The sequence below is a fragment of the Colwellia sp. 75C3 genome, from assembly GCF_002836255.1.
GTDB lineage: Bacteria > Pseudomonadota > Gammaproteobacteria > Enterobacterales > Alteromonadaceae > Colwellia.
This window is the reverse complement of record NZ_PJAU01000033.1, coordinates 307,725-330,525: the sequence shown is the minus strand read 5'-3', so window position 1 is coordinate 330,525 and position 22,801 is coordinate 307,725. Positions and strand designations below refer to the sequence as shown.

General features: G+C 38.2%; 21 protein-coding genes. 12 read left to right on the top strand and 9 right to left on the bottom strand.

Going from position 1 to position 22,801, the window contains the following annotated elements; all coding sequences use genetic code 11:
- Positions 1-34 precede the first annotated feature (34 nt).
- Both CXF85_RS05925 and CXF85_RS05920 read right to left on the bottom strand, forming a co-directional pair.
- Entirely contained in the window at positions 35-817 is a 783-nt protein-coding gene (locus CXF85_RS05925) for a DUF4097 family beta strand repeat-containing protein (protein WP_101227601.1), read from the bottom strand.
- Positions 818-999: 182 nt separating this feature from the next.
- Positions 1,000-2,007 carry a YeiH family protein gene (locus CXF85_RS05920; protein ID WP_101227600.1) on the bottom strand — a complete coding sequence of 336 codons (1,008 nt, stop codon included), beginning with the start codon at positions 2,005-2,007 and terminating at the stop codon, positions 1,000-1,002.
- Positions 2,008-2,237: 230 nt separating this feature from the next.
- On the opposite strand from CXF85_RS05920, the gene CXF85_RS05915 reads away from it, so the two are divergent.
- Positions 2,238-3,122 carry a LysR family transcriptional regulator gene (locus CXF85_RS05915; protein ID WP_101227599.1) on the top strand — a complete coding sequence of 295 codons (885 nt, stop codon included), beginning with the start codon at positions 2,238-2,240 and terminating at the stop codon, positions 3,120-3,122.
- 139 nt (positions 3,123-3,261) lie between these two features.
- Here the strand turns inward: CXF85_RS05915 and CXF85_RS05910 are convergent, their stop codons facing one another.
- The 3 genes from CXF85_RS05910 to CXF85_RS05900 all read right to left on the bottom strand — a co-directional run bounded on the left by CXF85_RS05910 (position 3,262) and on the right by CXF85_RS05900 (position 7,947).
- On the bottom strand, positions 3,262-5,772 hold the full coding sequence (locus tag CXF85_RS05910; RefSeq protein ID WP_101227598.1) for an ABC transporter permease: 2,511 nt from the start codon (positions 5,770-5,772) through the stop codon (positions 3,262-3,264).
- Positions 5,773-5,806: 34 nt separating this feature from the next.
- Positions 5,807-6,499 (bottom strand): ABC transporter ATP-binding protein, encoded by a 693-nt coding sequence (locus CXF85_RS05905; RefSeq protein ID WP_101227597.1) that lies wholly within the window; start codon positions 6,497-6,499, stop codon positions 5,807-5,809.
- A gap of 137 nt (positions 6,500-6,636) precedes the next feature.
- Positions 6,637-7,947, bottom strand: coding sequence for an efflux RND transporter periplasmic adaptor subunit (locus CXF85_RS05900; protein WP_101227596.1), 1,311 nt, complete (start codon positions 7,945-7,947; stop codon positions 6,637-6,639).
- Between the two features lie 265 nt (positions 7,948-8,212).
- On the opposite strand from CXF85_RS05900, the gene CXF85_RS05895 reads away from it, so the two are divergent.
- Both CXF85_RS05895 and CXF85_RS05890 read left to right on the top strand, forming a co-directional pair.
- On the top strand, positions 8,213-9,646 hold the full coding sequence (locus CXF85_RS05895; protein ID WP_101227595.1) for a sigma-54-dependent transcriptional regulator: 1,434 nt from the start codon (positions 8,213-8,215) through the stop codon (positions 9,644-9,646).
- Positions 9,636-11,048 (top strand): sensor histidine kinase, encoded by a 1,413-nt coding sequence (locus CXF85_RS05890; protein WP_101227594.1) that lies wholly within the window; start codon positions 9,636-9,638, stop codon positions 11,046-11,048. Before CXF85_RS05895 ends, CXF85_RS05890 begins: the two co-directional genes overlap by 11 nt.
- A gap of 147 nt (positions 11,049-11,195) precedes the next feature.
- Here the strand turns inward: CXF85_RS05890 and CXF85_RS05885 are convergent, their stop codons facing one another.
- Positions 11,196-12,182, bottom strand: coding sequence for a WD40 repeat domain-containing protein (locus CXF85_RS05885; RefSeq protein WP_101227593.1), 987 nt, complete (start codon positions 12,180-12,182; stop codon positions 11,196-11,198).
- Between the two features lie 174 nt (positions 12,183-12,356).
- On the opposite strand from CXF85_RS05885, the gene CXF85_RS05880 reads away from it, so the two are divergent.
- Positions 12,357-12,836 (top strand): hypothetical protein, encoded by a 480-nt coding sequence (locus CXF85_RS05880; RefSeq protein ID WP_232771090.1) that lies wholly within the window; start codon positions 12,357-12,359, stop codon positions 12,834-12,836.
- Positions 12,837-13,443: 607 nt separating this feature from the next.
- Complete coding sequence (locus CXF85_RS05875; protein ID WP_101227592.1) at positions 13,444-13,650, top strand: cold-shock protein; 207 nt, start codon at positions 13,444-13,446, stop codon at positions 13,648-13,650.
- A gap of 316 nt (positions 13,651-13,966) precedes the next feature.
- Here CXF85_RS05875 and ubiB read toward each other — a convergent pair whose 3' ends face one another.
- The 3 genes from ubiB to ubiE form a co-directional block, all read right to left on the bottom strand.
- Positions 13,967-15,535 carry a ubiquinone biosynthesis regulatory protein kinase UbiB gene (ubiB, locus tag CXF85_RS05870; protein WP_101227591.1) on the bottom strand — a complete coding sequence of 523 codons (1,569 nt, stop codon included), beginning with the start codon at positions 15,533-15,535 and terminating at the stop codon, positions 13,967-13,969.
- A gap of 72 nt (positions 15,536-15,607) precedes the next feature.
- Entirely contained in the window at positions 15,608-16,276 is a 669-nt protein-coding gene (locus CXF85_RS05865) for a ubiquinone biosynthesis accessory factor UbiJ (protein ID WP_101227590.1), read from the bottom strand.
- Positions 16,277-16,278: 2 nt separating this feature from the next.
- Positions 16,279-17,118 (bottom strand): bifunctional demethylmenaquinone methyltransferase/2-methoxy-6-polyprenyl-1,4-benzoquinol methylase UbiE, encoded by an 840-nt coding sequence (ubiE, locus tag CXF85_RS05860; RefSeq protein WP_101227589.1) that lies wholly within the window; start codon positions 17,116-17,118, stop codon positions 16,279-16,281.
- Between the two features lie 533 nt (positions 17,119-17,651).
- On the opposite strand from ubiE, the gene CXF85_RS05855 reads away from it, so the two are divergent.
- The 7 genes from CXF85_RS05855 to CXF85_RS05825 all read left to right on the top strand — a co-directional run bounded on the left by CXF85_RS05855 (position 17,652) and on the right by CXF85_RS05825 (position 22,800).
- On the top strand, positions 17,652-18,260 hold the full coding sequence (locus CXF85_RS05855) for an energy transducer TonB (RefSeq protein WP_101227588.1): 609 nt from the start codon (positions 17,652-17,654) through the stop codon (positions 18,258-18,260).
- A gap of 8 nt (positions 18,261-18,268) precedes the next feature.
- A complete protein-coding gene (locus CXF85_RS05850; RefSeq protein ID WP_232771089.1) occupies positions 18,269-18,829 on the top strand; it encodes a sigma-70 family RNA polymerase sigma factor in 561 nt (186 codons plus the stop codon).
- A complete protein-coding gene (locus CXF85_RS05845) occupies positions 18,826-19,530 on the top strand; it encodes an energy transducer TonB (protein ID WP_101227587.1) in 705 nt (234 codons plus the stop codon). The genes CXF85_RS05850 and CXF85_RS05845 overlap by 4 nt, the downstream gene beginning before the upstream one ends.
- A 132-nt stretch (positions 19,531-19,662) precedes the next feature.
- Positions 19,663-20,055 carry a DUF2750 domain-containing protein gene (locus CXF85_RS05840; RefSeq protein WP_101227586.1) on the top strand — a complete coding sequence of 131 codons (393 nt, stop codon included), beginning with the start codon at positions 19,663-19,665 and terminating at the stop codon, positions 20,053-20,055.
- The gene (locus CXF85_RS05835; protein ID WP_101227585.1) at positions 20,055-20,513 is read left to right on the top strand and encodes a GNAT family N-acetyltransferase; all 459 of its coding nucleotides are present in this window, start codon (positions 20,055-20,057) and stop codon (positions 20,511-20,513) included. The genes CXF85_RS05840 and CXF85_RS05835 overlap by 1 nt, the downstream gene beginning before the upstream one ends.
- A gap of 304 nt (positions 20,514-20,817) precedes the next feature.
- On the top strand, positions 20,818-21,552 hold the full coding sequence (locus CXF85_RS05830) for a TetR/AcrR family transcriptional regulator (RefSeq protein WP_101227584.1): 735 nt from the start codon (positions 20,818-20,820) through the stop codon (positions 21,550-21,552).
- Positions 21,553-21,678: 126 nt separating this feature from the next.
- On the top strand, positions 21,679-22,800 hold the full coding sequence (locus tag CXF85_RS05825; protein ID WP_101227583.1) for an efflux RND transporter periplasmic adaptor subunit: 1,122 nt from the start codon (positions 21,679-21,681) through the stop codon (positions 22,798-22,800).
- Position 22,801: the final 1 nt, after the last annotated feature.

Below are 22,801 nucleotides of genomic sequence, written 5' to 3'. Positions count from 1 at the left end.
CCTAACCTCTGGCGAATGATTTACTGCTTAGTAGTTAAATTTCTTTAATACGTACACTACCGCCACTGGTTTTTAGTACTAATTCAGGGCCACCACCATTGATAGTACCAATAATAGAACGCTTCTTCGTGGTGCCATTAACAGCAAACTCACTTGATACACGTCCACCACTGGTTTTAGCCGAAAGATTTACCGCAACATCTTTCGCTAAATAAGCGGTAATAGAGCCGCCAGAGGTTTTTACCTTACTATCTTTGGTCGGGTTTGTTGGTAACTTAAGTTTAATACTACCACCAGAGGTTTTAGCATTTATCTCTCCGATAATATTATCCAAATCTAAACTGCCACCAGAAGTTTTAATATCAACATCGCCTACCATATCCTCTAATGTAATTGAGCCGCCTGATGTATGGGCATCAACTTTCCCTTTCAGGTTTTCAATTTCAATAGAGCCACCGCTGGTATCAAGGTTTAGATTATAATTTTCCGGTACGGTGACTTTATAAGTAACGCGTATATGATTATTACCAAAGCCAAAACCACTACGATCAAAATCACCTTTGATACTGACATTATTACCATTCTTATTGAAGTGAACGCTCATATCATCTTCATTTTTGCCGCTAATTTCTACTTCAACCAGTATCGTTTCTTTTGCATGGGTATCAATATCTATTGCACCAACATCGGTAACAATTTTAAGTAAACCGTCACTAGCGACAGTAAACTCTTCGTTATAGGTTTTTGCTTGTAAACCACCTGCAATTAACAAAAGTGCAATTGGGGCATATTTAAAAGTATTTTTCGTGTTTAACATAGGGTATCTCCATATATCTTTATTATAATATTTCAATTTTAAGTGACTTAATCTATTAATCACTTAGCAATAATTGGGGGCATTACTAAGTGAGATGCAACATAAAGATAAAAGGTTTAAAACTATTTTTACTTTTATTTAAAAACTAATATTAAAGCTAAAAAACGTCCTATCTTTAATCTCTAGACTAACCATGAACTTAAGAAAAAACCACCAAAAATTAAAATAATAAAGAGTAATAATGCCAATATTAGCGGCTTAGGCCCCGCGGCTTTAATAGTCGCCCATTGAGTTTGTGCGCCTAAAGCCGCCATTGCCATGGCTAAAGAAAATTGGCTGGCAAAACTGAATGCTACTTTAAGAAACTCTGGCAAGATAACAATACTATTAATCATAGCGGTAGCCATAAAGCCAAAAACAAACCATGGGATAGTAATAACACTTTTTTCACGCTTAGCGCTTTTACTAACACCGTTATCTGCACGGTTAGCAATGCGATTAAGTCCTGCGCTTAGCATGAGAATAAATGGCGCTAACATCATCACTCTAATGAGTTTTACTACCACTGCTGTTTGCATGGTTTCGCCATTAATACTTTGTCCTGCGGCAACGGCTTGCGCTACTTCATGGGCGGTACTGCCAATATAAATACCAAAAGACTGGTCGGTCATATCTACCCACTGATAAATAAATGGGTAGCTAAACATGGCTAAGGTACCAAACAGCACAACCGTAGCTATGGCAATAGTAATGTGTTCTTGTTTTGGTTTAAGTACCGATTCGGTCGCAAGTATGGCTGCGGCGCCACAAATAGCACTACCTGCCGCTGTTAAAATAGCAACATCACGATGTAGTTTAAGTACTTTAATACCAACAAAAGTGCCAACAGAAAAAACGGTAGTTATCACGACTAAATCAATAGCAACTGCTTGCCAACCTACTGCGATAATTTGCTGAAAGCTCAAACCAAAGCCAAATAATACAATACCGACCCTTAGTAGCTTTTGTTTACAAAACGTTGAGAACTGCTGATCTCTTTCATCTTCAACTCTTAATGAAAAATGACCATAAAGCATGCCAAAGACAATAGCTAAAGGCAGTGCGCTCAAACCAAAAGCTGATATAACTTCTACTTTTGCTAGGGCAATGGCCAATAAGGCAATAATAGGGAGAACTATATAGGTAGGCATAACGCACCTCTTGGCTAATGAATAGCGAATAAAGAACGACTAATTTAACTAATTAGCCGCTGACTATGTGTTTACCAGTCACTCTCAACCAGTAATCACTTTATGGAATATAATATAGCGTAAAGTTTTAAATAAGAATAATGGATTGATTGGATGTATAGTATTCAAAAAACCGAACTATAATTAAATCAACTAAAACACTACTAGCTAAAGTTAAGGCTGCATAAGCGATGAGTATCTCGATAAAAAAACTGCAACTTTTTGAGGCAACAGCGCGCTTAGGTAAACTAACTAAGGCTGCTAGTGAGCTTTCTTTAAGCCAATCTGCCGCCAGCCAAGCGCTGAAAGAATTGGAAGAGAGCCTAGGTTACCCACTATTTGAGCGCGTTGGTCGAGATTTATTGATCACTGAAAATGGCCTTAAGTCACTGCCTAAAGTACGTCAAATAGCCGATTTACTCGATAGCTTAAAACTTGCCAATTTAAACACCATGAGTGGTGTATTAAGAATTGTCGCCAGTGCTACCATCGCTACTTATTTACTGCCTAAGTTAATTGCTAAATTCGTAAAACTTTACCCTGAAGTTGTCCCTGAGATACACATAGGTAATACCCAAATGGTGATAGATTATTTAGCTAAAGGTAAAGCGTCCATTGGTTTGATAGAGGGGCCGGTAGTACATAAGCACTTACAAATAACTCCGTGGCAACAAGACAAGCTGCAAATTTTTTGTCCTATTGATCATCCGCTAGCAAAAAAAGGAGTCATTAACCTTGAACAACTTCAACAACACGCTTGGGTTTTGCGTGAACATGGCTCAGGTACACGTGCAATATTTGATGCCGCGATTGAGCAAGCGGGAGCACAAATTAATTTAGGCATAGAGCTAACGAGACAAGGTGCAATTAAAGAGTCGGTCAAAGCAGGTTTAGGCTTAGGTTGCTTGTCTCAGCTAACTATTACTGAAGAGCTAAAAAATGGCAGTTTAGTGGCGCTAAAATCGCCGTTAAATTTATCTCGTCGCTTTTCTTTAGTGACCCATAAAGATAGTCATCATAATTTACTGGTGCAAAAATTTATCGATTACTTAACAAAAGAAAGTCCAAATAAGTAGTGCCATAAAAAGCAAGACCAGCAAGAAAAAGGGCAATGAATACTATTCATTGCCCTTTATTACTCTATCTTAGTATGAGTAACGCTCAGCTAAACAGAATGTCTACTTAGCTAAATCATTACTATTTTCATGCTCTTTTTTATTCATACCTAAGTGCTTTGATTGGGTTTTTTCTCGCTACTTTAGCGGCATTACCACCTACTGTGCTCCACGCAATAATTAATGATAACAAACCCACGCCTAAACAGATTGGCACTAGCCAAATAGCCCCTATGCGATAAGGAAATGACTCTAACCACGTTAACATCAAGTAAGCGGCAATAGGCCAAGCAATGAGGTTCGCCAGCACTACCGGTTTTGAAAATTGCCAAATAAGCAAACCAACAATATCTGTAACAGTGGCACCCATCACTTTTCTGATACCAATTTCTTTGGTTCTTCTTTCTACTGTAAAAGCAGATAAACCATATAAACCCAAACACGCAATCACAATAGCAATTAATGAGAACACCAAGAACAACTGCGCAGTGGTTAGTTCATCATGGTATTGCTCCGCCATCATTTCACTTAAAAACTGCAAGTTAATCGGCTGCATCGGTACACTATTCTTCCATACACCTTCAATTGTACGAATCAAACTCGGTATATTATTGGTGGTAAAAGAAATATTTGCTACGCGAAAACGTTCTGGATTTAATGTATATACCGAAGCTCTTACGCCAAATTTAATAGAACGAAAGTAAATGTCAGGGATAACGCCAATGATGGTTAAATGCTGTGTCCCTCTGATATCACTTTCCAATGTTTTACCAATAGCATCTTCTGCACTGCTAAAGCCAAATTTTTTCAAGGCAGAGCTATTCAGTACCACACTTGATTTACCCACTTCATCTTTGGCAACTTGTTTAATAGTGTCTGAACCAAAGTTTTCATCAAACAATCGACCTGCTATCGGCTTCACTTGATAAGCTTCAAAAAATCCATAGCCCATATTATGATAATTTATTAGTTTAGCTTCATTAGCGCCGCCATTGGCATGTGGCTCTAATAATTTGAAGTTGTTATTATTCTCAAAATCTTGAGATGGTGCTTCAGAAGAGACAACGACACTCGTCACTTCAGGCAAGTTTAATAACTCTTGCTTTAAACTTGCTACGTTATCGCCTGCGTTACGAATATTAAGCACCAACTTATTATCGCTTTCATAACCCACTTCCATGTTATTAGAAAAAATCGTTTGGCCATAAACAACCAAGGTTGAAATCACTAAAACAATGGATGTTGTGAATTGAAATACCACCAGTACGCTTCTAAATTTTGCTGAATTTTTCGACTCGACATTTTTACTTGATTTTAGAATTTGTCCTGGTAAAAAACGTGATAAATACAGTGCTGGGTAAATTCCAGCGCCAATGCCGACACAGACAGCAAGGCCAATTAAGCTGAACAATAAACTGGGATCATCAAACAAATGTAAGGCTAATTCTTTACCTAACAGTTCATTATATATAGGTAACACTAACTCAACAGCGACTAAAGCAAACAGTAATGACAGTAAAACTAAGGCAATGGCTTCGCCTAAAAACTGAATGGCCACTTGGGTTCTGCTCGCACCTAGTACTTTTCGCATAGCCACTTCTCGCGCTCTTTTACTGGCTTTTGCAGTAGATAAATTCATGAAGTTTATACAAGCGATAAGTAACACTAAGCTAGCAACAATGATAAAGGTAGTGATCATTTTACTATCACCCATTGGCGTTAAGTCACCACCATTACCCGCTTGGCTTTTAGCATGTAAATGCAAGTCTGATACCGGCATTACGTGCATTTTAACAAGATCAGTCACCTGCTTGCCTGAGGATTTTTCACCTAAAATATTAACGAGCATTTCAACAAGTGGACTTTCATTATTCATCCAGAAATCAATACGCTCTTGTAATTGCTCAGGTACAATACCTGGATTCAATTTAAAATAGGTATAAACGTTCAAGCTAGTCCAAGTCTTCAACATACCATCACCGTCGCTAAACAAGGCTGGCTGTAAATAAATCACCATATCAGTATTCAAATGCGTTGCATCAGGTAAGTTTTTCATCACGCCAGTGATAGTCAAGGTTGACGTATTGCCAGCAACACAACACACGGTAAGTGTTTCACCAACAACATCACTTTTGCCAAAGTATTTGTAAGCTAACTCTTCAGTGATAACCAAATCCATTGGTTTTTTAAATGAAGACTCTTTAGAACCATGAATAAAAGGCAAATCAAAAACATTAAAAAAACTGCCATCAACCATAGTAAATTGCTCTGGAAAGGCATTTTCATTTTGTCTTACTGTCATATCAAACTGAATAAAGCGTACGCCGGTTTCAATTTCATTTTTAGCATAATCACGAATTGCTTCCATCATGCTACCCGCAGATCGTACAGAATCAAACGGTTCTTGATTAGGAATAGAATAAGCAGTGTGCGTACGTACTAGTTGACCATGATCTTTAATCCAGGTATCAAAACCTGATTCTTGGCGAACAAATAACATGATTAAAATACAGCTCATTAAACCAATGGCTAAACCAAAAATGTTAATAACCGAAAAAATACCGTTTTTAATGATATTGCGCCAAGCGGTAATAAGGTAATTGTGAAACATAATTTTTTCCTAATGCTAATGACATTAATTAAAGTTAAGCCGTTTGCTCGGTGGCACGAACACTTTCTGCAACCACATGACCATCAAATAAATTAATAGTACGTCTCGCGTAATCAGCGTGTGCTGGGCTATGCGTCACCATTACTATGGTGGTGCCTTCATCGTTAAGTGCTTGTAACATTTCCATCACTTCTTGACCGTGAGCACTATCTAAATTACCCGTGGGTTCATCAGCCAAAATCATTTTTTGATCACCAACAACGGCTCTAGCAACGGCAACACGTTGTTGCTGACCGCCCGATAACTGACTAGGTAAGTGCTTAGCGCGATGAGCAATACCGACTTTATCCATAACCTTTTCAACTTTAGCTTTGCGCTCTGCTGATGGGATGTTGTGATAAATTAAGGCTAATTCAATATTTTCAGCCACGGTTAACTCATCAATCAAGTTGAAGTTTTGAAAGATAAAGCCAATGCTTTTTTTACGAATAACGGATAGCTGTTTTTCTGAATAACCCGCAACATTTTCCCCGTTAAAAATATAGTCACCACTACTCGGTGAATCCAACATACCAATAGCATTAAGTAAGGTTGATTTACCACAACCTGATGGCCCCATAATGGCAACAAACTCGCCTTGGGCAATTTCAATATTTACATTGTTCAAAGCCGATGTTTCTACGTCTTCAGTTTGATATACGCGTGTTAAATTATGTAGTTTTAGCATGGTAAATTCCTTTGCTCTTCATGAGTCTTTTAATGTGCTGTTCAGTTATTAATTGTTTTTTATCTTTTGCTATAAATTTCAGGTATAAATAATTGTCTAATAAATCGTTTCTATAGGCTCAGTGCGGCTAATCGCCCTTAATTAAAGTTAAGTGTTTGCATATCTTGGTAGCTGCTATAAGGGCTAGTCACAACTTCCTCACCTAGTTCAAGCCCTTCAATCACTTCAATAAACTGGTTATTACGTCGACCTAGGCGCACGTTACGCTTCACTGCTTTACTGCCATCAGGACTAACAACAAACATCCACTTGCCACCAGTATCTTGAAAGAATGCACCATTAGGGATTAACCGCGCTTCACTGGCATCGCCTAACGTCAGCTTAATTTGAATAGTTTGGCCGCGGCGAATACCTTTAGGTTGCTCAGCGATAAATTTGAAATCTACTTCAAACTGACCGTTTTGTACTTGCGGATAAACTTTAGAAATAACCAATGAATAATTTTGATAAGTCGCCGTTTGACCAATATCAACACGGCCTAGATAAAACTCATCAATAAAGGCTGTTAACTTATAATCGTTAGGGGTATCTATTTGGCCAAGACGCTCACCACGGGCAATGCTTTGCCCTACTTCAACATTAAAGCCTGATAACGTGCCCGCTACAGGCGCTTTGACATTCATGTTGTCTAAGTTTTGACGTGAAATAGCTAAGTTACTTTCTAAACGGCTACTGGTGTCTTTTAAAAAGGCTAATTGCTCACCTTGCATACGAGCATCTGATTGCTGACTTTCAAGGGTTAACGCCAAACGCTCTTTATACCAAACCAAGGTATCTTCGCTATCTTCTACTTGTGTCTTGGTAATAGCGCCAGAAGCAATAAGTGATTGTGCGCGGTCAACTTGGCGAGTTAGTAATTTAATTTGGTGTTTAATATCAACAATATTACGCTTATGTTGTAGACGGTTTTGCTCTAGGTTTAATTCAATTGAGCGCATATTGTTTAGCTGCTCTGCTACACGTGTTTCATTACCTAATGCGCTAAGTTGCAATGAAGCATTTGATAACTCTACGATAAGATTGCCCGCCGTTAAATTAGCACCATCTTCTACCAGAATTCGTTCTACTCGCCCGCCCTCAATGGCATCTAAATACACTGTTTTTGCTGGCGTAACACGACCACGAATGGGGATAAAATCTTCAAATACACCCGAAGTCACTTTTGAAATCACTATGCGGCTATTATCTACCGATAAAACTTTGCCCGTGCTTTTACCAGCAATCATGTAACCAGCAAAAACAACGATTAGTATTATCAATATAAAGCTTAGCCATTTTTTCATTGGGCTAACATTAGTGCTAACTTTACGATCCATACCAGCGCCTGAAACAGCGGTAGTGACAGAAGTAAGTGGAGTGCTGCTTTTTGTCATATTAACTTTAGCCATAATAAATTTACCTTTTAATTAGCTTTAGTAATCCAATAATCGTTCCAACTTGTAACTAACTGTTTTTATATGACTTTAAAACACAACTGAAAATAACATTGATTTGAACTGTACGTTAATGAACAGTAGGTGTACGTTAATGAACACTTTGTGTAGTAGTATTGATTAAAACACTGTTAACAAAAATTTAAGCTCTGCCTAAAAACAAGCTAGGTACGAGCGATATCACCGTAATGCACTAACCCTATTTAAAGGACAATTAAGCGTGAAAAAAGAAGGTAAGATCCTCATTGTGGATGACGATGAAGATATTTTAACTGCAGGTAAGCTCCTGCTAAAACGTCATTTTTCCCAGGTAAGCACCTGTAATGTACCTGAGCATATTCCCCGTTTTATTAACGATCAGCACTTTGACGCCATCATTTTAGATATGAATTTTGGTCCGGGTGAAAGCTCCGGCGCGCAAGGATTTTATTGGCTACAAAAAATATTAGAGATCAAACCACAAAGTGTCATTATCATGATCACCGCCCATGGTGGCGTTAATGTTGCGGTTGATGCCATGAAGTTAGGTGCCACTGACTATATTGCCAAACCTTGGCAAAATGAAAAAGTTATCGCGACGGTATCCACCGCAGTATTGCTGGGCAGAAGCCGTAGTGAAGCACAAACATTACGAGAAACCAACAAGGTATTAGTACAAGCCAGTAACTCGGCCAATCAGCAAAATATGCTGGGTCAATCTCAAGCCATGCAGCAGATACAATCACTAATCGCTCGCTCTGCTCCGACCGAAGCGAATGTAATGATATTGGGTGAAAATGGCACCGGAAAAGAGCTGGTTGCCAGAGAAATACATCAGCAAAGCACGCGTGCGCAACAAGTTTTTATGTCGGTAGATTTAGGCGCGATTAGCGAAACTTTATTTGAAAGTGAACTATTTGGTCATAAAAAGGGGGCCTTTACTGGTGCTCAGCACGACAGAGTGGGTCGTTTACAAGCGGCAGATGGCGGTACATTGTTCTTAGATGAACTAGGAAATTTACCACTGCACTTACAAGCAAAATTACTTACCGTCTTAGAACAGCGAAAAGTAACGCCCTTGGGTGAAAATAAAGCGGTCGCGTTTAATGTCAGAGTAGTGTCAGCTACCAACTTAAATAAAGAAACCCTCAAAGATGAACAACATTTTCGACAAGATTTATTATTTAGACTTAATACGGTTGAAATTAAATTACCGCCTTTACGTGAACGTAGCGAGGACATAGCGCTACTTGCTCAACATTATGTCGAGTTTTACGCCAAGAAATATCAACAGCAAGGTAACAGCACTAAACAGCTAAGCAATGAGGCATTAACGGCAATTTCTTCTTATGCTTGGCCAGGTAATATTCGAGAACTTCGCCACGCCATTGAGCGTGCAATGATATTAAGCCAGTCTGAAATGCTTACAGCTGCTGATTTTCAGCTTGATGTTGTTAGCCCTGTTAAATCGAGTTCATCAATGTCAGCAGTAGATCAGACAATCACTCAAGATGCTGATATGACACTGCCAACGGAACTCAATTTAGAGCAAATAGAAAAAAACGTTATTGCTTTAGCATTGAAGAAGCATCGTTTTAATATTAGTCACACAGCCAAAGAGCTTGGTTTAACACGTGCCGCACTTTACCGTAGGATGGAAAAATATGGACTTTAAACGATTTTCACTATTAATAGCCATGCGCACAATTTTAGCTATGCTAACGCTGATTTTTCTGACGCAAGCAGTTATGCATGAGGGATATCACGCAACGGTACTACTGCTAACTGCAGTACTTGTTATTCAGTTTTTTGAAATAATACGTTTTATTTCCAAAACCAATGCTGAGTTAGTACGTTTTTTTGATGCCGTACGCCATGCCGACTTTTCACAGCGATTTGAGCTAAAGTCCCTCGGTACTGGGTTTGATGAATTAGGCTCAACCTTTACTGATATTTTAAAGCGAATTCAAGCGGTACGTTCAAATCAAGAAGCAGAGTTACGTCACATTAAAGCCGTTATTGAGCATGTACCTGTGCCGCTATTAAGCATCGACCACAAGGGTAAAATTACTTTATGGAACAACAGTGTCAGACGTTTATTTGGTACTAATGCCGTTACCCATATCGATGATATGGCAAAGTTTAATGAGGATTTCCCAAAAAAATTACAAGGTATTTTAGCTGGTGAGCGTACGCTGGTGAATATCACTATTGATGACATGGAACATAAGTTAATAATCTCAGCCACTGAGATTATTACCGCTACAAATCGAGAAACCTTACTCAGTATGCAAGACATTCAAAGTGAACTCGCCTTAGCTCAACTGCAAGCTTGGCAAGATTTGGTTAGTGTCTTAACACACGAGATAATGAACAGCATTACCCCGGTAGCCTCATTGGCTAAAACAGCAGTCGACCTAGTACAAGATGTTCAAGAAAAAACACAGACCTTATCAGCTATTAGTGAAGAGATTCCTCAAAAATTAGCAGAGGAGTTAAGCGAGGAATTAGATGATGTTTTATCGGCAGTAAAAACCGTTGCCAGAAGAAGTGATGGTTTAATGCAGTTTGTCACTAGTTATCGCCGTTTAACGCGCCTACCTTGCCCCAATAAAAGAACCGTATCAGTAGCGACCCTGTTTGATCATGTAAGCACGTTAGCCAAACAAAATTGGCAACAAAGTGACATTGAATTAACTTGTAGTATTGTTCCTCAAGCCTTAGATATTCATGTTGATCCTGACATGATCGAGCAAATACTACTTAACTTACTACTTAATGCCGAACACGCTCTAGCTAAAGTAGACAGACCTATAGAACAACAGAACCTTGCTTCAAAAATAATGCTAAATGCCTTTCTAAATGTCAGAGGTCATGTCGTTATTGAAGTGGCGGATAATGGTAAAGGTATTGAAGATGAAAATATGACGCAAATTTTCGTGCCCTTTTTCACCACTAAAAAAGAAGGTTCAGGTGTTGGTTTAGCCTTAACAAGGCAAGTGATGCTGGCTCATAACGGCAAAGTTGCGGTACGTAATAATAGCCAAGGCGGCGCAACGTTTAGTTTAACGTTTTAATATAACATGCTTATCTACAAAGCTCTGGCACGTCATCACCGTAGTGTCTGAATCGAGGATCCAATTAAAAAGTGATGGATCCTCAATCAAAGACTTCGAAGATGACGTTTATAGCAATATACTGAGTTAACTACATAGCGTTAAAATTTAATTATTAGCCTTCGCTTTAGGTAAAGCCCATTGCTCAAATAGTCCATCACTATTAGCAGTAACAACTTTATCTTGGTCTAAATAAGCCACACTCAGTATTGATGATCTGCCTCGTGTCATTGTCGATTGCCATTCAGCAATTAATACACCATCAGATACTCGCCACAATTTAATTACCTGCTTAGGAGAGCCCGTTAACAGTAATGAATTGTCACTGGAAAAAAGTGAATCATTAAACTCGAAGAAACGTAAATTAGTATCTAATTCAGATAAGACTTTTCCCGTTGATAAATCCCAAAAGGTACGATCTTTTATCGCATCTAGGGTAAAAGCAATCTTGGCATCTGCACTAATTTTGACATGGTTTACTCTTGAACCATGAGAGAATTCATGAACATTTTCCCCTGAGCTTGTTTGCCATAAACGAGCAATTTTATCACTTGAACCGGTAAATGCCATTTCACCATTGTCAGATAAGCTCACCGAATTAATGTCTAACCTATGCTTTTCAAAAGTGCTTACTTTGTTACGTTTAACATCAATAATACTGGCTTTACCACTGCGAAAACCTAGTAATATTTTACTGCCATTTTCGGATATATCCATATCGTTAATGATGTTGCCTTCAACTTGCCATTCACCGATATGCTTATTACCCTGCACTGAATACAAGCGTACAGACACTTGATTTGAGACTAAGTAAAACTGATTGTTTTCACTAATATCAAGTAATTCAATGAACTCAGCTTCCTTGCCAGTTAAACAATGTGATGGTGATTCAACCTGTTTTTTATTCCATAAACACACTGTTTTACCATCAGCAACCAAATTAAACTGACCATCCTTAGACAGCGCCGATGCGGTAATAATGTTATCACTATAACTTAACGCTAATTCTGATTTACCAGTATGAACTTCTTGCTGGCTACAACCGAAAATACTTAACGCGCTTATTGCACTTATCAGCGTGATAATTTTTACCATAGTTAACTATTCCTTAATAAATGTTCAATGACATTAGAAATAAATAATGACTATAAACGATTATTGTCTGGTCGGAAAATGAAACATGCTAGCATGTAGGAATTAGATAACTCTCCCATTAATAAGTATATTGATGAGTTAAGTCGTTATTTTTAGGTCAATAAGGAAGTCGCCATGGAAAGCATAACAACTCAAACCTCACTTTTATCACATCACAATTCAGCATCCGTTGCAGGCCCACCCACTGTAGGTACTCCTCCTGAAGAAATGACGACTATTCCAGCCAAAAGCAAACAATTACAACCAGACCAAGTGGCTTTGTCAGAAGAAGCTAAAGCCAAATCAGCGGCAGCTGAAACTAAAGAAAAAGATGAAGAGAAAAATAGCATAGATGCCAGCAGCTTAAGTAATGCTATGACTGCAGAAGAAGCGGCCTCCGCAGAAAAAGCTCAAGAAAGTGATCTTGATAAGCAAATTCGGGAGTTATCGATGGAGATTCTCGAGTTAAGTGTAAAAATTCAAATGTTACAAGACAAAGAAGATAAAGAATCAGTTAAAGAACGACAATCACTTGAAGTCGATTTAGCGATCAAAAAAGGCCAACTAGAAGCGGCTATGGATAGAAAATTACAGCTGGCTGCCGTGGGAGGTTGATCCCACGGTAACTAAGGAACGGTTGTGATTAACTCACTTAAGATTTTAATCAATACCCTTTGCCTAGGTATCACCAGTAGTACAAAAATTCATTTTCCCACAATTGTTTGATATTAAAAATGCCCCCAAAGGAGCTTATGAGTTATGGGCAAATAAGGGCAATGCACATGCTTGGATGATGGAACCAATTATGAAGCACATTGTTGATCTTAAAAAGAGTATGGCGAAATATCGAAATATTAAGCCAGGAGAATAATTTACCGATTATAAAAAATAATTGAACGTTAAGTTATTTCTTAATCTATTTATTCAATATAGTAGAATAATTGTGTAATCTGGACTAATAAATATAGTATTACTGGTTTTTAGTATGTTGTTGCTGGTTTCTTTGGCTATTTAGCAATACAATATCCTTCTAAGGTGCACAATTCTATTAGCGCTAGTATTATTAGTATGGGGTCATATAAAATTTATGGCTAGGGCAACCGATAAGGTACTGCCAACATACGGTTTAGCAATTATGTGTCCAACGAATTTCAATTTCTGATTTTGTAATGGTGATAGCAAATCAGAATTAAATTTTTTCACCAAAAATAAAGAGAATGTTATGAGTAAAGGTATAGTTAAGTGGTTTAATGCAGACAAAGGTTTCGGTTTTATTACTCCAGAAGATGGCAGCAAAGATTTATTTGTACATCATTCAGAGATTCAAGCTGGCGGTCAATACGCTACTTTGGCTGACGGCCAAGCAGTAGAATATGAAGTAGGCGAAGGACAAAAAGGTCCATGCGCAAATAAAGTTGTAGCTGTTTAATTACTAGCATATAGCAAATAGGTAAGCGGATGCGCTACGCGTGCTCGCTTACCTACTTCTTATCTAACACTCAGCAAACCTGCCATATATTTTAGCTGTAAATTATCCTATCAAAATTTTTATCCAACATACTTCAAGTACTATCTAAACTAAAAGCCAGTCTTACCTACGCAAACCTGTGAAGCTTCATTAATAGCCACTTTAAACTGCCCTTCGACCAAGTCAAAACTCACTACTTAGCGCTTTACCATTAGTAAGTAATAGCTGAGTTAAACCGTTAATTAAAAGCGTCAAACAATACTGGTTTGGTATAAACTTAGTGACTTAGAAGAATAGCGCCGGCAATGATAATTGCGGCAACAACAATGCTATAGATGATTCGTTGATTATTTGTACCTTGATTTGCCAACATAGTGTGCATTAATTGCGTTTGCTGATGTTGGTTTTCACGACTCGTTTTGAGGTAGTCGTAAATTAAGTCAGGCATTTCAGGTAGTTTTTCGTTCCAAAAGGGTAAGTTAGCTTTAATTTTACTAAAGACAGCTTTAACGCCCATTTGCTCTTTGACCCAATTTTCTAAAAATGGTTTTGCCGTTTGCCATAAATCCAACTGCGGATATAACTGACGACCTAACCCTTCAATATACAATAAGGTTTTTTGCAGTAAAACAAGCTGCGGTTGTACTTCCATATTAAAGCGACGGGCAGTATTAAATAAGTTAACTAATACTTGGCCGAAGGATATTTCTGACAATGGCTTGTTAAAAATAGGCTCACAAACTGTGCGAATAGCAAATTCAAATTCATCAACACTGGTATTGGCTGGCACCCATCCTGAATCAACGTGAAGCTGTGCAACTTTTCGATAATCACTGTTAAAAAAGGCGACAAAGTTTTCGGCTAAGTAACGCTTATCTTCTCGATTTAAGGTACCGACAATACCGCAATCAATGGCAATCCAAGTAGGATCCTCAGGGGAAGTGGCATCAACAAACACATTACCCGGATGCATATCGGCATGGAAGAAACTATCACGAAATACTTGGGTGAAAAAAACCTCAACACCACGCTCAGCCAGTAACTTCATATTCACACCAAGCTGATTAAGGGTTTCTACATCACCCACACCAATGCCATAAATACGCTCCATGACCATAACATTTTCAAAGCTATACTCACTATGAACCTCAGGTACGTAAAGCGCTTTATCGTACTCACTGCCTTGTTCAAAATTACGCTTTAATTGGATGGCATTGCCAGCTTCACGGTTAAGATCTAACTCATCTAAAATTGTTTTACGATATTCTTCAACAACTTCCTTTGGACGTAAGCGTTTACCATCAGGTAACCAGCGCGCCACGATGCCAGCAAACAAAGACATGACTTTGATGTCGGCTAAAATTGTTTTGCTGATATTAGGTCGTAATACCTTAATAACAATATTTTTTTCAGTATCACCAGCAAGTAGTGTTGCCGTATGAACTTGCGCGATAGAGGCTGATGCCAAAGGGGTCAGGTCAAAGTCTTTAAAGTATTGTTCAAAAACATCTGCCCCCATAGCAGCAACAATAATGTCTTTTGCTTGCTCACCATCAAAGGGAGTTACTTTATCTTGTAATAAGGCGAGTTCGTCAGCTAATTCTGGCGGTAATAAGTCACGCCTAGTTGATAACATTTGCCCAAACTTAATAAAAACAGGCCCTAACGCTTCTATCGCTAAACGAAAACGCTGCTCTGGGGTTTTATCTTTATGTTTATTTCTCAACCAAAACAAGCTGTGTCTCGCGGCTTTGGCATACCAAGGTAATAGTCCCGCGGGTACCATTTTATCTAAACCAAAATTCAGAAAGGTTTTAACGATTTGATAAAGACGTTGGCTACTCACGGCGGTTATTATTTCCTATATTTTATGAATGATAGTTAGTGTTACTAGTGTGGTTCGCTAACTTAACGAAGGTTATTTATTAGCTATATTGGCAACGAGTTTATCGATACGCGCAGACAAGGTATCAACCTTACTGGCAACCTCTTTAGTTTTTTGGTTAAAGGCATTTATTTGGCTATTGGTGACCACTAAACGTTTTTCATGGACAAGATACTCGCCAATATCTGCTTCAAGTTGCTTACCTTTACCGACAAGTGATTTGGTAATTTTATTACCAAACTGTAATAATTTATGCGTAGGTACGTCACCAAGATGTTTCGCAAGCTCTGTTTGCCAATCTATTTCAAGTGATTGAGCAATATTAGCAAATTGCTGTGCTATTTTAATATCACCCGTTACGTCAAGTTCATCTTGCTTTATTAATTGCGTAAGAGACTGATTGGCTTTCAACTTGTTAAGCGTATTGAGGCTAGTGTTAATAGTACAATCACTAAATTCACTACGAGACCTAACGATAACCACTGTTTTGCTAGCACTGGTATTCACCGTAAAACATAAGGTGAATGGCAGCTCTGCAAGTTCAAGAGTTAACGTTTTTTGAGCGACTGCAGCAAAGGATACTGATTTATTATTATTTAAGGCCAATGCCTTATTAATAATTAATTCAAGGGTCGCCGTGGCAACTTGTGGTAATAAGAAACGCTTACTCAGCTGAGTGCTTAGGCTAGTAAAAGCTTGCATGACTAAAACTTATAACCTTTGTGTAAGGCAACAACCCCGCCAGTTAAGTTTTTAAAACTTGTTTGTTCAAAACCTGCATTTTCCATCATACCTTTCAATGTTTCTTGATCAGGATGCATGCGAATTGATTCAGCCAAGTATTGGTAACTTTCTCCATCTTTCGCTACCAACTCGCCCATTTTAGGCAATATATTGAAAGAATAGAAATCATAGGCCTTATTCAATAATTCATTTTCTGGTTTTGAAAATTCTAGAACAAGTAAACGTCCACCTGGTTTTAGTACTGAATAAATTGATCGTAAGGCTTTATCTTTATCCGTTACATTACGTAAACCAAAAGCGATTGTGACGATATCAAAAGTATTTTCTTCAAAAGGTAAATATTCAGCATTGGCTTGTACATATTCTATATTTTGCACCAAACCTTTATCGCGTAATTTATCACGACCAACATTTAACATTGAGCTATTAATATCAGCTAAAACGACTTGACCTTCTCGGCCTACTAGCTGTGAAAACTTAGCCGTTAAGTCACCCGTACCACCCGCTAAATCTAATACTTTATTACCTGGGCGTACGCCACTTGCATCAATAGTAAAACGTTTCCACAAACGATGAATACCGAATGACATTAAATCGTTCATCACATCATATTGCTTAGCTACTGAGTGAAAAACCCCTGCCACCATAGAAATTTTGTCGTCTTTTTCTATCGTTTTATAACCAAAATGTGTGGTGCTATTATCATCGGCTAAAGTGTCAACTGAAGTATCGACATCGGTTGCTGTATTAGGCGTTGTAGATAAGTCACTGGCTGGAGAGTTTTGATCTGTGGATGACATGGTATTTTCACTTAAAGCAATGTTAAAACAATAATTGCCGACAGTTTACTGTATGCATGCTAAATCACCAAATACCCTGCTGGTTTTTTATTGATCTAATACCCATTTCATTAAATTATTACTTATTTATAGCCTTTCCCCTTCCAGATACAGCTTTCACCGCGCCTGAGCTATTATTCGATGGGTTTAGTCAATAATTACGTAATAAAACAACAAAAATGAAATAAAATTACAAAATACACTTGCGAGCATAGAGCATCTACTCTATACTTCTCTTCGTTCCCTTTTGCGGACGCTTGTTGTAATAATTGAATATTCTAGCTTTCCTCATAGCTAACTCACCGATGGCCTTTGCCATCGGTTTTTTTTTGCCTAAAAATCATTCTGAATATTCATTTAATAAACCTTCAATTAAAAATATAAACTTTATTTAACCCCTTTTTTATTTGCTCATCGTTTAACTGACATGTAGGTAATTATTTACTTACTTTGAGGCGTCACCTCTTTCATCTTAATGTTAACGAGGAATAAAAATGAAGAAAATAATAATTATTACAGGGTTATCAGCATCAATCACCTTAAGCTTATTTGCTTTTATGGCGTTTTTAATTAGTAATGATCAGGTGAAATTAGTATTACTCCCTGATCATGTACCTATAAACATTGTAAGCTTACCTGAAGATAAGCCTGCTCAAATTAAAGTAAGACCTAATTTGAATCCACCGCCTCCTCCACCACCAATGCCAATAACTAGAGTGACACCCAATGTAGGCGAAGTTAATACTGATTTTAATTATACGCCTCCAGAAATACAGCAAACAGGTGGGTCACTTAGTGTGCTGTCTTTAGGTAATAAAGCCGACGGAGAAGCGAGGCCCATAGTAAGAGTTAACCCTAAATATCCTATTGGTGCCGCCAGGGATGGAATTGAAGGCTGGGTAGTGTTAGTTTTTGATATTAATGCTATTGGTGAAGTGATCAATATTTCCATTGTTGACTCGCAACCTAAACGAGTTTTTGATAAAGCAGCTAGGCAAGCGTTAAAAAAATGGAAATACAAAGCAAAATCTATTGATGGAAAAAACATTAGCCAACAAAAGCTTACAGTGCAGTTAGACTTTACTATGGCGCAACCAAGTTAGGAGATAATTTGAAGTTACCATCAATGATAAAAGCTTGGTTAAATCCCACGATTACTCCGGAAAAGTTATTGATGGATTATGTCTCTACCGGTAATAAAAAGTATTTAACTTTACTGGTAGAGCAATTTAATTTACCTCTATATCACTACCTTTTAAGTCAATCAAATAAAGAGTTAGCTGAGGATGTGCTACAAACTACTTGGCTAAAAGTAATGAGAAATACATCCCAAGAACATTCTAATGTTAAAAGCTGGCTTTTCACTATTGCCCGAAACACATTAATAGATGAACTTCGGCATCAGAAAAAGTGGCAAATGCAAGAGCTCGCTGATGAGCATACCATTACGGTTAATTTATCTCGTGAATTAGCGCATACTGATAAACTAGCCGAATTTAATGAGGCTGTAATTACTTTACCTTTTTATCAGCGTGAAGCTTTTATTTTTCAACAAGAGGGCTTTTCTGTTATGGATATTTGTCAATTAACGGATGAAAGCTTTGAGACTGTTAAAAGTCGTTTGCGTTACGCCAGAAACAACCTTAAAAAAATACTAGGGACCAACGAATGAGTCGCGACAATTTTGATGAAGAAATAGCTTCGCTTTATCAACAAAGAAAGCAGCAAGTTGTTGCGCCTACAATAATACTAGCCCAAGAGTCTAGCCAGCCAAGATATGCACCACTAAAATTACTCACCATATTTTTTGCCGGCAGCATGGCTTCTTTTGGCATTATGGCAATTATTAGTCACTTCGCGACCCTGCCAGAGAATTTAACAATCGCAAGCACCTCACCGCAACCAATAAAATTAATTGAACTAGTTCCTAATCAACTAGATGAAATAAAGGCTTTACCTGCAAAGGCATTACCACCAATACCTGAGAGTGTGGCCCTGATAACACAAAAAACACTGCAACCAGAACTAGCAAGCAGAAGTAATCAATTAAAACCTCACATAGTCACCACGGGCCCCGTCTCAGTTATGACTTTGCCATCACTATCAGAACCCCTAATAGTGATTGAACCAATCTATAAGGTACTACCTGAATATTCGGTTAACGCTAGAAAAGAACTTAAATCAGGTGAGATAAAGCTAAACTATCAGATAGATTCTGCCGGTAAAATCAAAAACATTAGCATCATCACCAGCAGTGTAGATCGAGATTTGCAACGTTCAGCCAAAAAAGCGCTATCACAATGGCAATACAAACCGAATGAACTACAACTAGGCATATATTATCAAGTGATTTTCAAATTTTCACTTCCTTAAAATTAGTCAATTAAAAATGCTAATAACCGTTAGGGCTATAATTTTAGATAGAATTGATAAACTCAATCAAGTTGTTTGCTCAGCCCTAACACGGTAAAATATTATTCATCTATACAAACTTCCTAGGCAACTATGTCAATCAGCAACGAACAACTTAACACCATAGAAAAATACGATGAAGAAAAGCGTTTAAGCTACTTGCTTCAACAAGTTGTTATTAACCAAGAAATTTGGATATTAGCTGATGAACATGGCTGCGTAATGCTAAACACCGAAGATGAAGATTGCGTACCCGTATGGCCTAATGAGGAGTTTGCACAGCGCTGGGCAACTGATGAATGGCAACATTGTAAGGCAGAGGCTATCTCATTAAGCAAATGGTACAGTCACTGGAGTCCTGGTTTAGCTGATGATGAGCTCGCTTTAGTTACTTTTCCCAACCAAGACAATCAAGGTTTAGTGTTATTTCCTGAAGAGTTTGAAGAAGCTTTACTTAAACAAACTAAAAAGCAAAATAGAAAATAATGGAAATCCGTATAGGCTCACTAACACACCCAGCAGTTATTGCCCTGCTGGAGGAGCATCATCAAGATATGCTGATGCACTCACCACCAGAAAGTGTGCATGCGCTCGATTTATCAGCATTAGCTCAAGCAGGTATTACCTTCTGGGCTGTTTGGCAAAATAATGAACTGGCAGGATGCGGAGCCTTGAAAGAATTAAGCGATTCTCATGCTGAGATTAAGTCTATGCGAACTTCCGCTAATTTTTTACGCCAAGGCGTTGCCAAATTACTTTTGCAGCACATGATTAGCCAAGCAACTGTTCGTGGTTATCAAAAAATAAGCCTTGAAACAGGCACTATGGATGCCTTTCTACCGGCACAAAAGCTCTATCAACAGCTTGGTTTTGAGCATTGTCAGCCCTTTGCTGATTATCAAGAAGATCCCTACAGCACCTTTATGTCTAAGGTTATCCGCTAACAGATCTAGATTAACTAATCGCCAGAGACCTACAGCGGCACACCGTGCCGCTGTTAATGCCAACATTGCTGTCGTTATCAATATAGCCAAAAATAACTCCCAAACCACTCCCCTTTCCCCTCCATAATTAACAAGCATCAGAACCCAAAAGCTTCAGAAAATTTTTTGTCCGTTGATTACCTCACAGCAAACTAAGCGGAATACTTAAATATCCCACCATAGTGATTTTGTACTTGAACTTAACAGAAAGTAAGTTAAAATAGCATTTGAACGACATTCGAATACAATTTTACATAGGTTTCCCATGGCTCCAGCTCCACGATTTAGTGCAGAAGAACAAGAAAGATTAATCATATGCGCAGCGATTAAGGCAATAGAAGAAAGTAGTTTATTAGACTTTTCGATGTCTGCTATTGCCAAACTAGCGGGCCTGTCTATGGGGTCGGTTTATAAGTTTGTGCAATGTAAAGAAGATGTACTTATTGCTTTAGCTACCCGTATGTATAAAGAGCGACAATCAGTTTTCAAAAAAGTGCTCGCTTTACCCTTAACAACGCCAGAACGCATCATAGCAACCAGTTTATTAGATTTTTCGAAAGTACATATGTATAGCTTTGATAATCAGCTTGAAAGTATTGTTAATACCGAAGCGATGATGAAACGATGTTCCGAGCGCTGGTTAACGCAAATGCGCGCGTGTGGAGAACAATGCCAAACTATGTTTCAACAATTTTTGCAAACTGCTGCGGATTCCGGTGAATTAACCTCTGGCAGTAGAGATATTGAAGAGATTAATTTAGGCACTTGGTCGTTATCTGTTGGCTATTTTCAAACAGTACGTTTGCACAAGAATTTGCAGAGTGACTATGATGTCAGTGCCAATGACAGCACAGAAGAAAGCACGCTAGTACTAGCTCCTAATGATCTGCACATCAATACTATGGCGCGCTTAGTTAATAGCTACGATTGGCGAAACAAAATATCAAACGACGATATAGTCAACGTTTGCAAACACTTAATAGATGTCGGACTTAGATAATATAAAAAGACATGACTACCACTAACCACTGTAATAAAATACAGTGGTTATATACAAAAAATCATATCAAAACGCTTAATAACCTTGTCATTAAGTGATTAAAAATTAAGGGAAGAATTAACAATCATGAATATAACTAAATGGCTTATAGTGATCATTATCTTAGCCAGCACAGTCTTTGGCTTACATAGCTATAAAACATCACTGAAAGAAGCAGCCAATGCCCAAGCAGCTATGATGCCTGAGATGGCAGCCACAGTAACTGCGGTCACTGTCAGTAATATTAGCTACCAAAAACATATTAAAGTCAGTGGCGAAGTACAAGCATTCAAATTTTTAATGCTTAATAATGAATTGGCTGGTGAAATTACCCGTTTAAATGCCGCTTCTGGTCGTGTTGTTAAGAAAGGGCAAGTATTACTTGAGTTAGACCATCGTGATGAAGATGCTCGCTTAATGGCAGCTAAAGCAACCTTAATGCTAAATCAACAGACCTTAGATCGTAATATTGAGTTACAGAAGACGCGTGGTATAAGTGAAGAAAAAGTTGACCAAGCCCGCGCTGCAGTGCAAATAGCTAAAGCAGATATCACCGTCATAACAACCGCTATCGATAAAAAGACATTAACAGCACCATTTACCGCAACTGTCGGTATTCATACGCTAGAAGTTGGCCAATACTTAGATAAAAACAGTCAAGTACTTGAGCTTGTTGGTGTTAATGATTTCACTTGGATTGATTTTAACCTGCCACAGTTTTATCAAGAACTCGATTTAGCGTCGACGGTAGAAATTAGCCCTATCAATCAAGATGCGACCTTTGCAGCAAGTATTATTGCTGTCGATCCACAGTTATCACGCCTTTCACGTCATTTAAAATACCGTGCACAACTACCCGCTTCAACGTTAGCGTTAAAGCCAAATACTTTAGTCTCGGTAATCGTACCAATCGATAAAAAATCAACAGTCGCTACCGTGCCTGATTTAGCGATAAAACGTGATGCATTAGGTAATTATGTCTTTGTTTTAGAAACCGGTGACAACGGAACCTATCGCGCTAAGCTAATGCCAGTTGAATTAGGTGAACGACAAGGTGATCACGTAATGATTCTTTCAGGTGTAGAAGCCGGACAGCTTATTGCTAATAAAGGTTCATTCAAGTTATTTCCAGGCATGAAAGTATACCTTGCTGAAGAAGCTGACCCAGCAAAAACTCAAGCAGTAGCTGCTGATGTTAGCGCACAATAAT

Coding starts and splice junctions, on each gene's coding strand:
- CXF85_RS05855 (WP_101227588.1), top strand. CDS start 17,652: ATGAAGAAAATAATAATTATTACAGGGTTATCAGCATCAATCACCTTA.
- CXF85_RS05875 (WP_101227592.1), top strand. CDS start 13,444: ATGAGTAAAGGTATAGTTAAGTGGTTTAATGCAGACAAAGGTTTCGGT.
- CXF85_RS05840 (WP_101227586.1), top strand. CDS start 19,663: ATGTCAATCAGCAACGAACAACTTAACACCATAGAAAAATACGATGAA.
- CXF85_RS05905 (WP_101227597.1), bottom strand. CDS start 6,499: ATGCTAAAACTACATAATTTAACACGCGTATATCAAACTGAAGACGTA.
- CXF85_RS05925 (WP_101227601.1), bottom strand. CDS start 817: ATGTTAAACACGAAAAATACTTTTAAATATGCCCCAATTGCACTTTTG.
- CXF85_RS05830 (WP_101227584.1), top strand. CDS start 20,818: ATGGCTCCAGCTCCACGATTTAGTGCAGAAGAACAAGAAAGATTAATC.
- CXF85_RS05885 (WP_101227593.1), bottom strand. CDS start 12,182: ATGGTAAAAATTATCACGCTGATAAGTGCAATAAGCGCGTTAAGTATT.
- CXF85_RS05880 (WP_232771090.1), top strand. CDS start 12,357: ATGGAAAGCATAACAACTCAAACCTCACTTTTATCACATCACAATTCA.
- ubiE (WP_101227589.1), bottom strand. CDS start 17,118: ATGTCATCCACAGATCAAAACTCTCCAGCCAGTGACTTATCTACAACG.
- CXF85_RS05910 (WP_101227598.1), bottom strand. CDS start 5,772: ATGTTTCACAATTACCTTATTACCGCTTGGCGCAATATCATTAAAAAC.
- CXF85_RS05825 (WP_101227583.1), top strand. CDS start 21,679: ATGAATATAACTAAATGGCTTATAGTGATCATTATCTTAGCCAGCACA.
- CXF85_RS05845 (WP_101227587.1), top strand. CDS start 18,826: ATGAGTCGCGACAATTTTGATGAAGAAATAGCTTCGCTTTATCAACAA.
- CXF85_RS05900 (WP_101227596.1), bottom strand. CDS start 7,947: ATGGCTAAAGTTAATATGACAAAAAGCAGCACTCCACTTACTTCTGTC.
- CXF85_RS05920 (WP_101227600.1), bottom strand. CDS start 2,007: ATGCCTACCTATATAGTTCTCCCTATTATTGCCTTATTGGCCATTGCC.
- CXF85_RS05890 (WP_101227594.1), top strand. CDS start 9,636: ATGGACTTTAAACGATTTTCACTATTAATAGCCATGCGCACAATTTTA.
- CXF85_RS05915 (WP_101227599.1), top strand. CDS start 2,238: ATGAGTATCTCGATAAAAAAACTGCAACTTTTTGAGGCAACAGCGCGC.
- CXF85_RS05865 (WP_101227590.1), bottom strand. CDS start 16,276: ATGCAAGCTTTTACTAGCCTAAGCACTCAGCTGAGTAAGCGTTTCTTA.
- CXF85_RS05835 (WP_101227585.1), top strand. CDS start 20,055: ATGGAAATCCGTATAGGCTCACTAACACACCCAGCAGTTATTGCCCTG.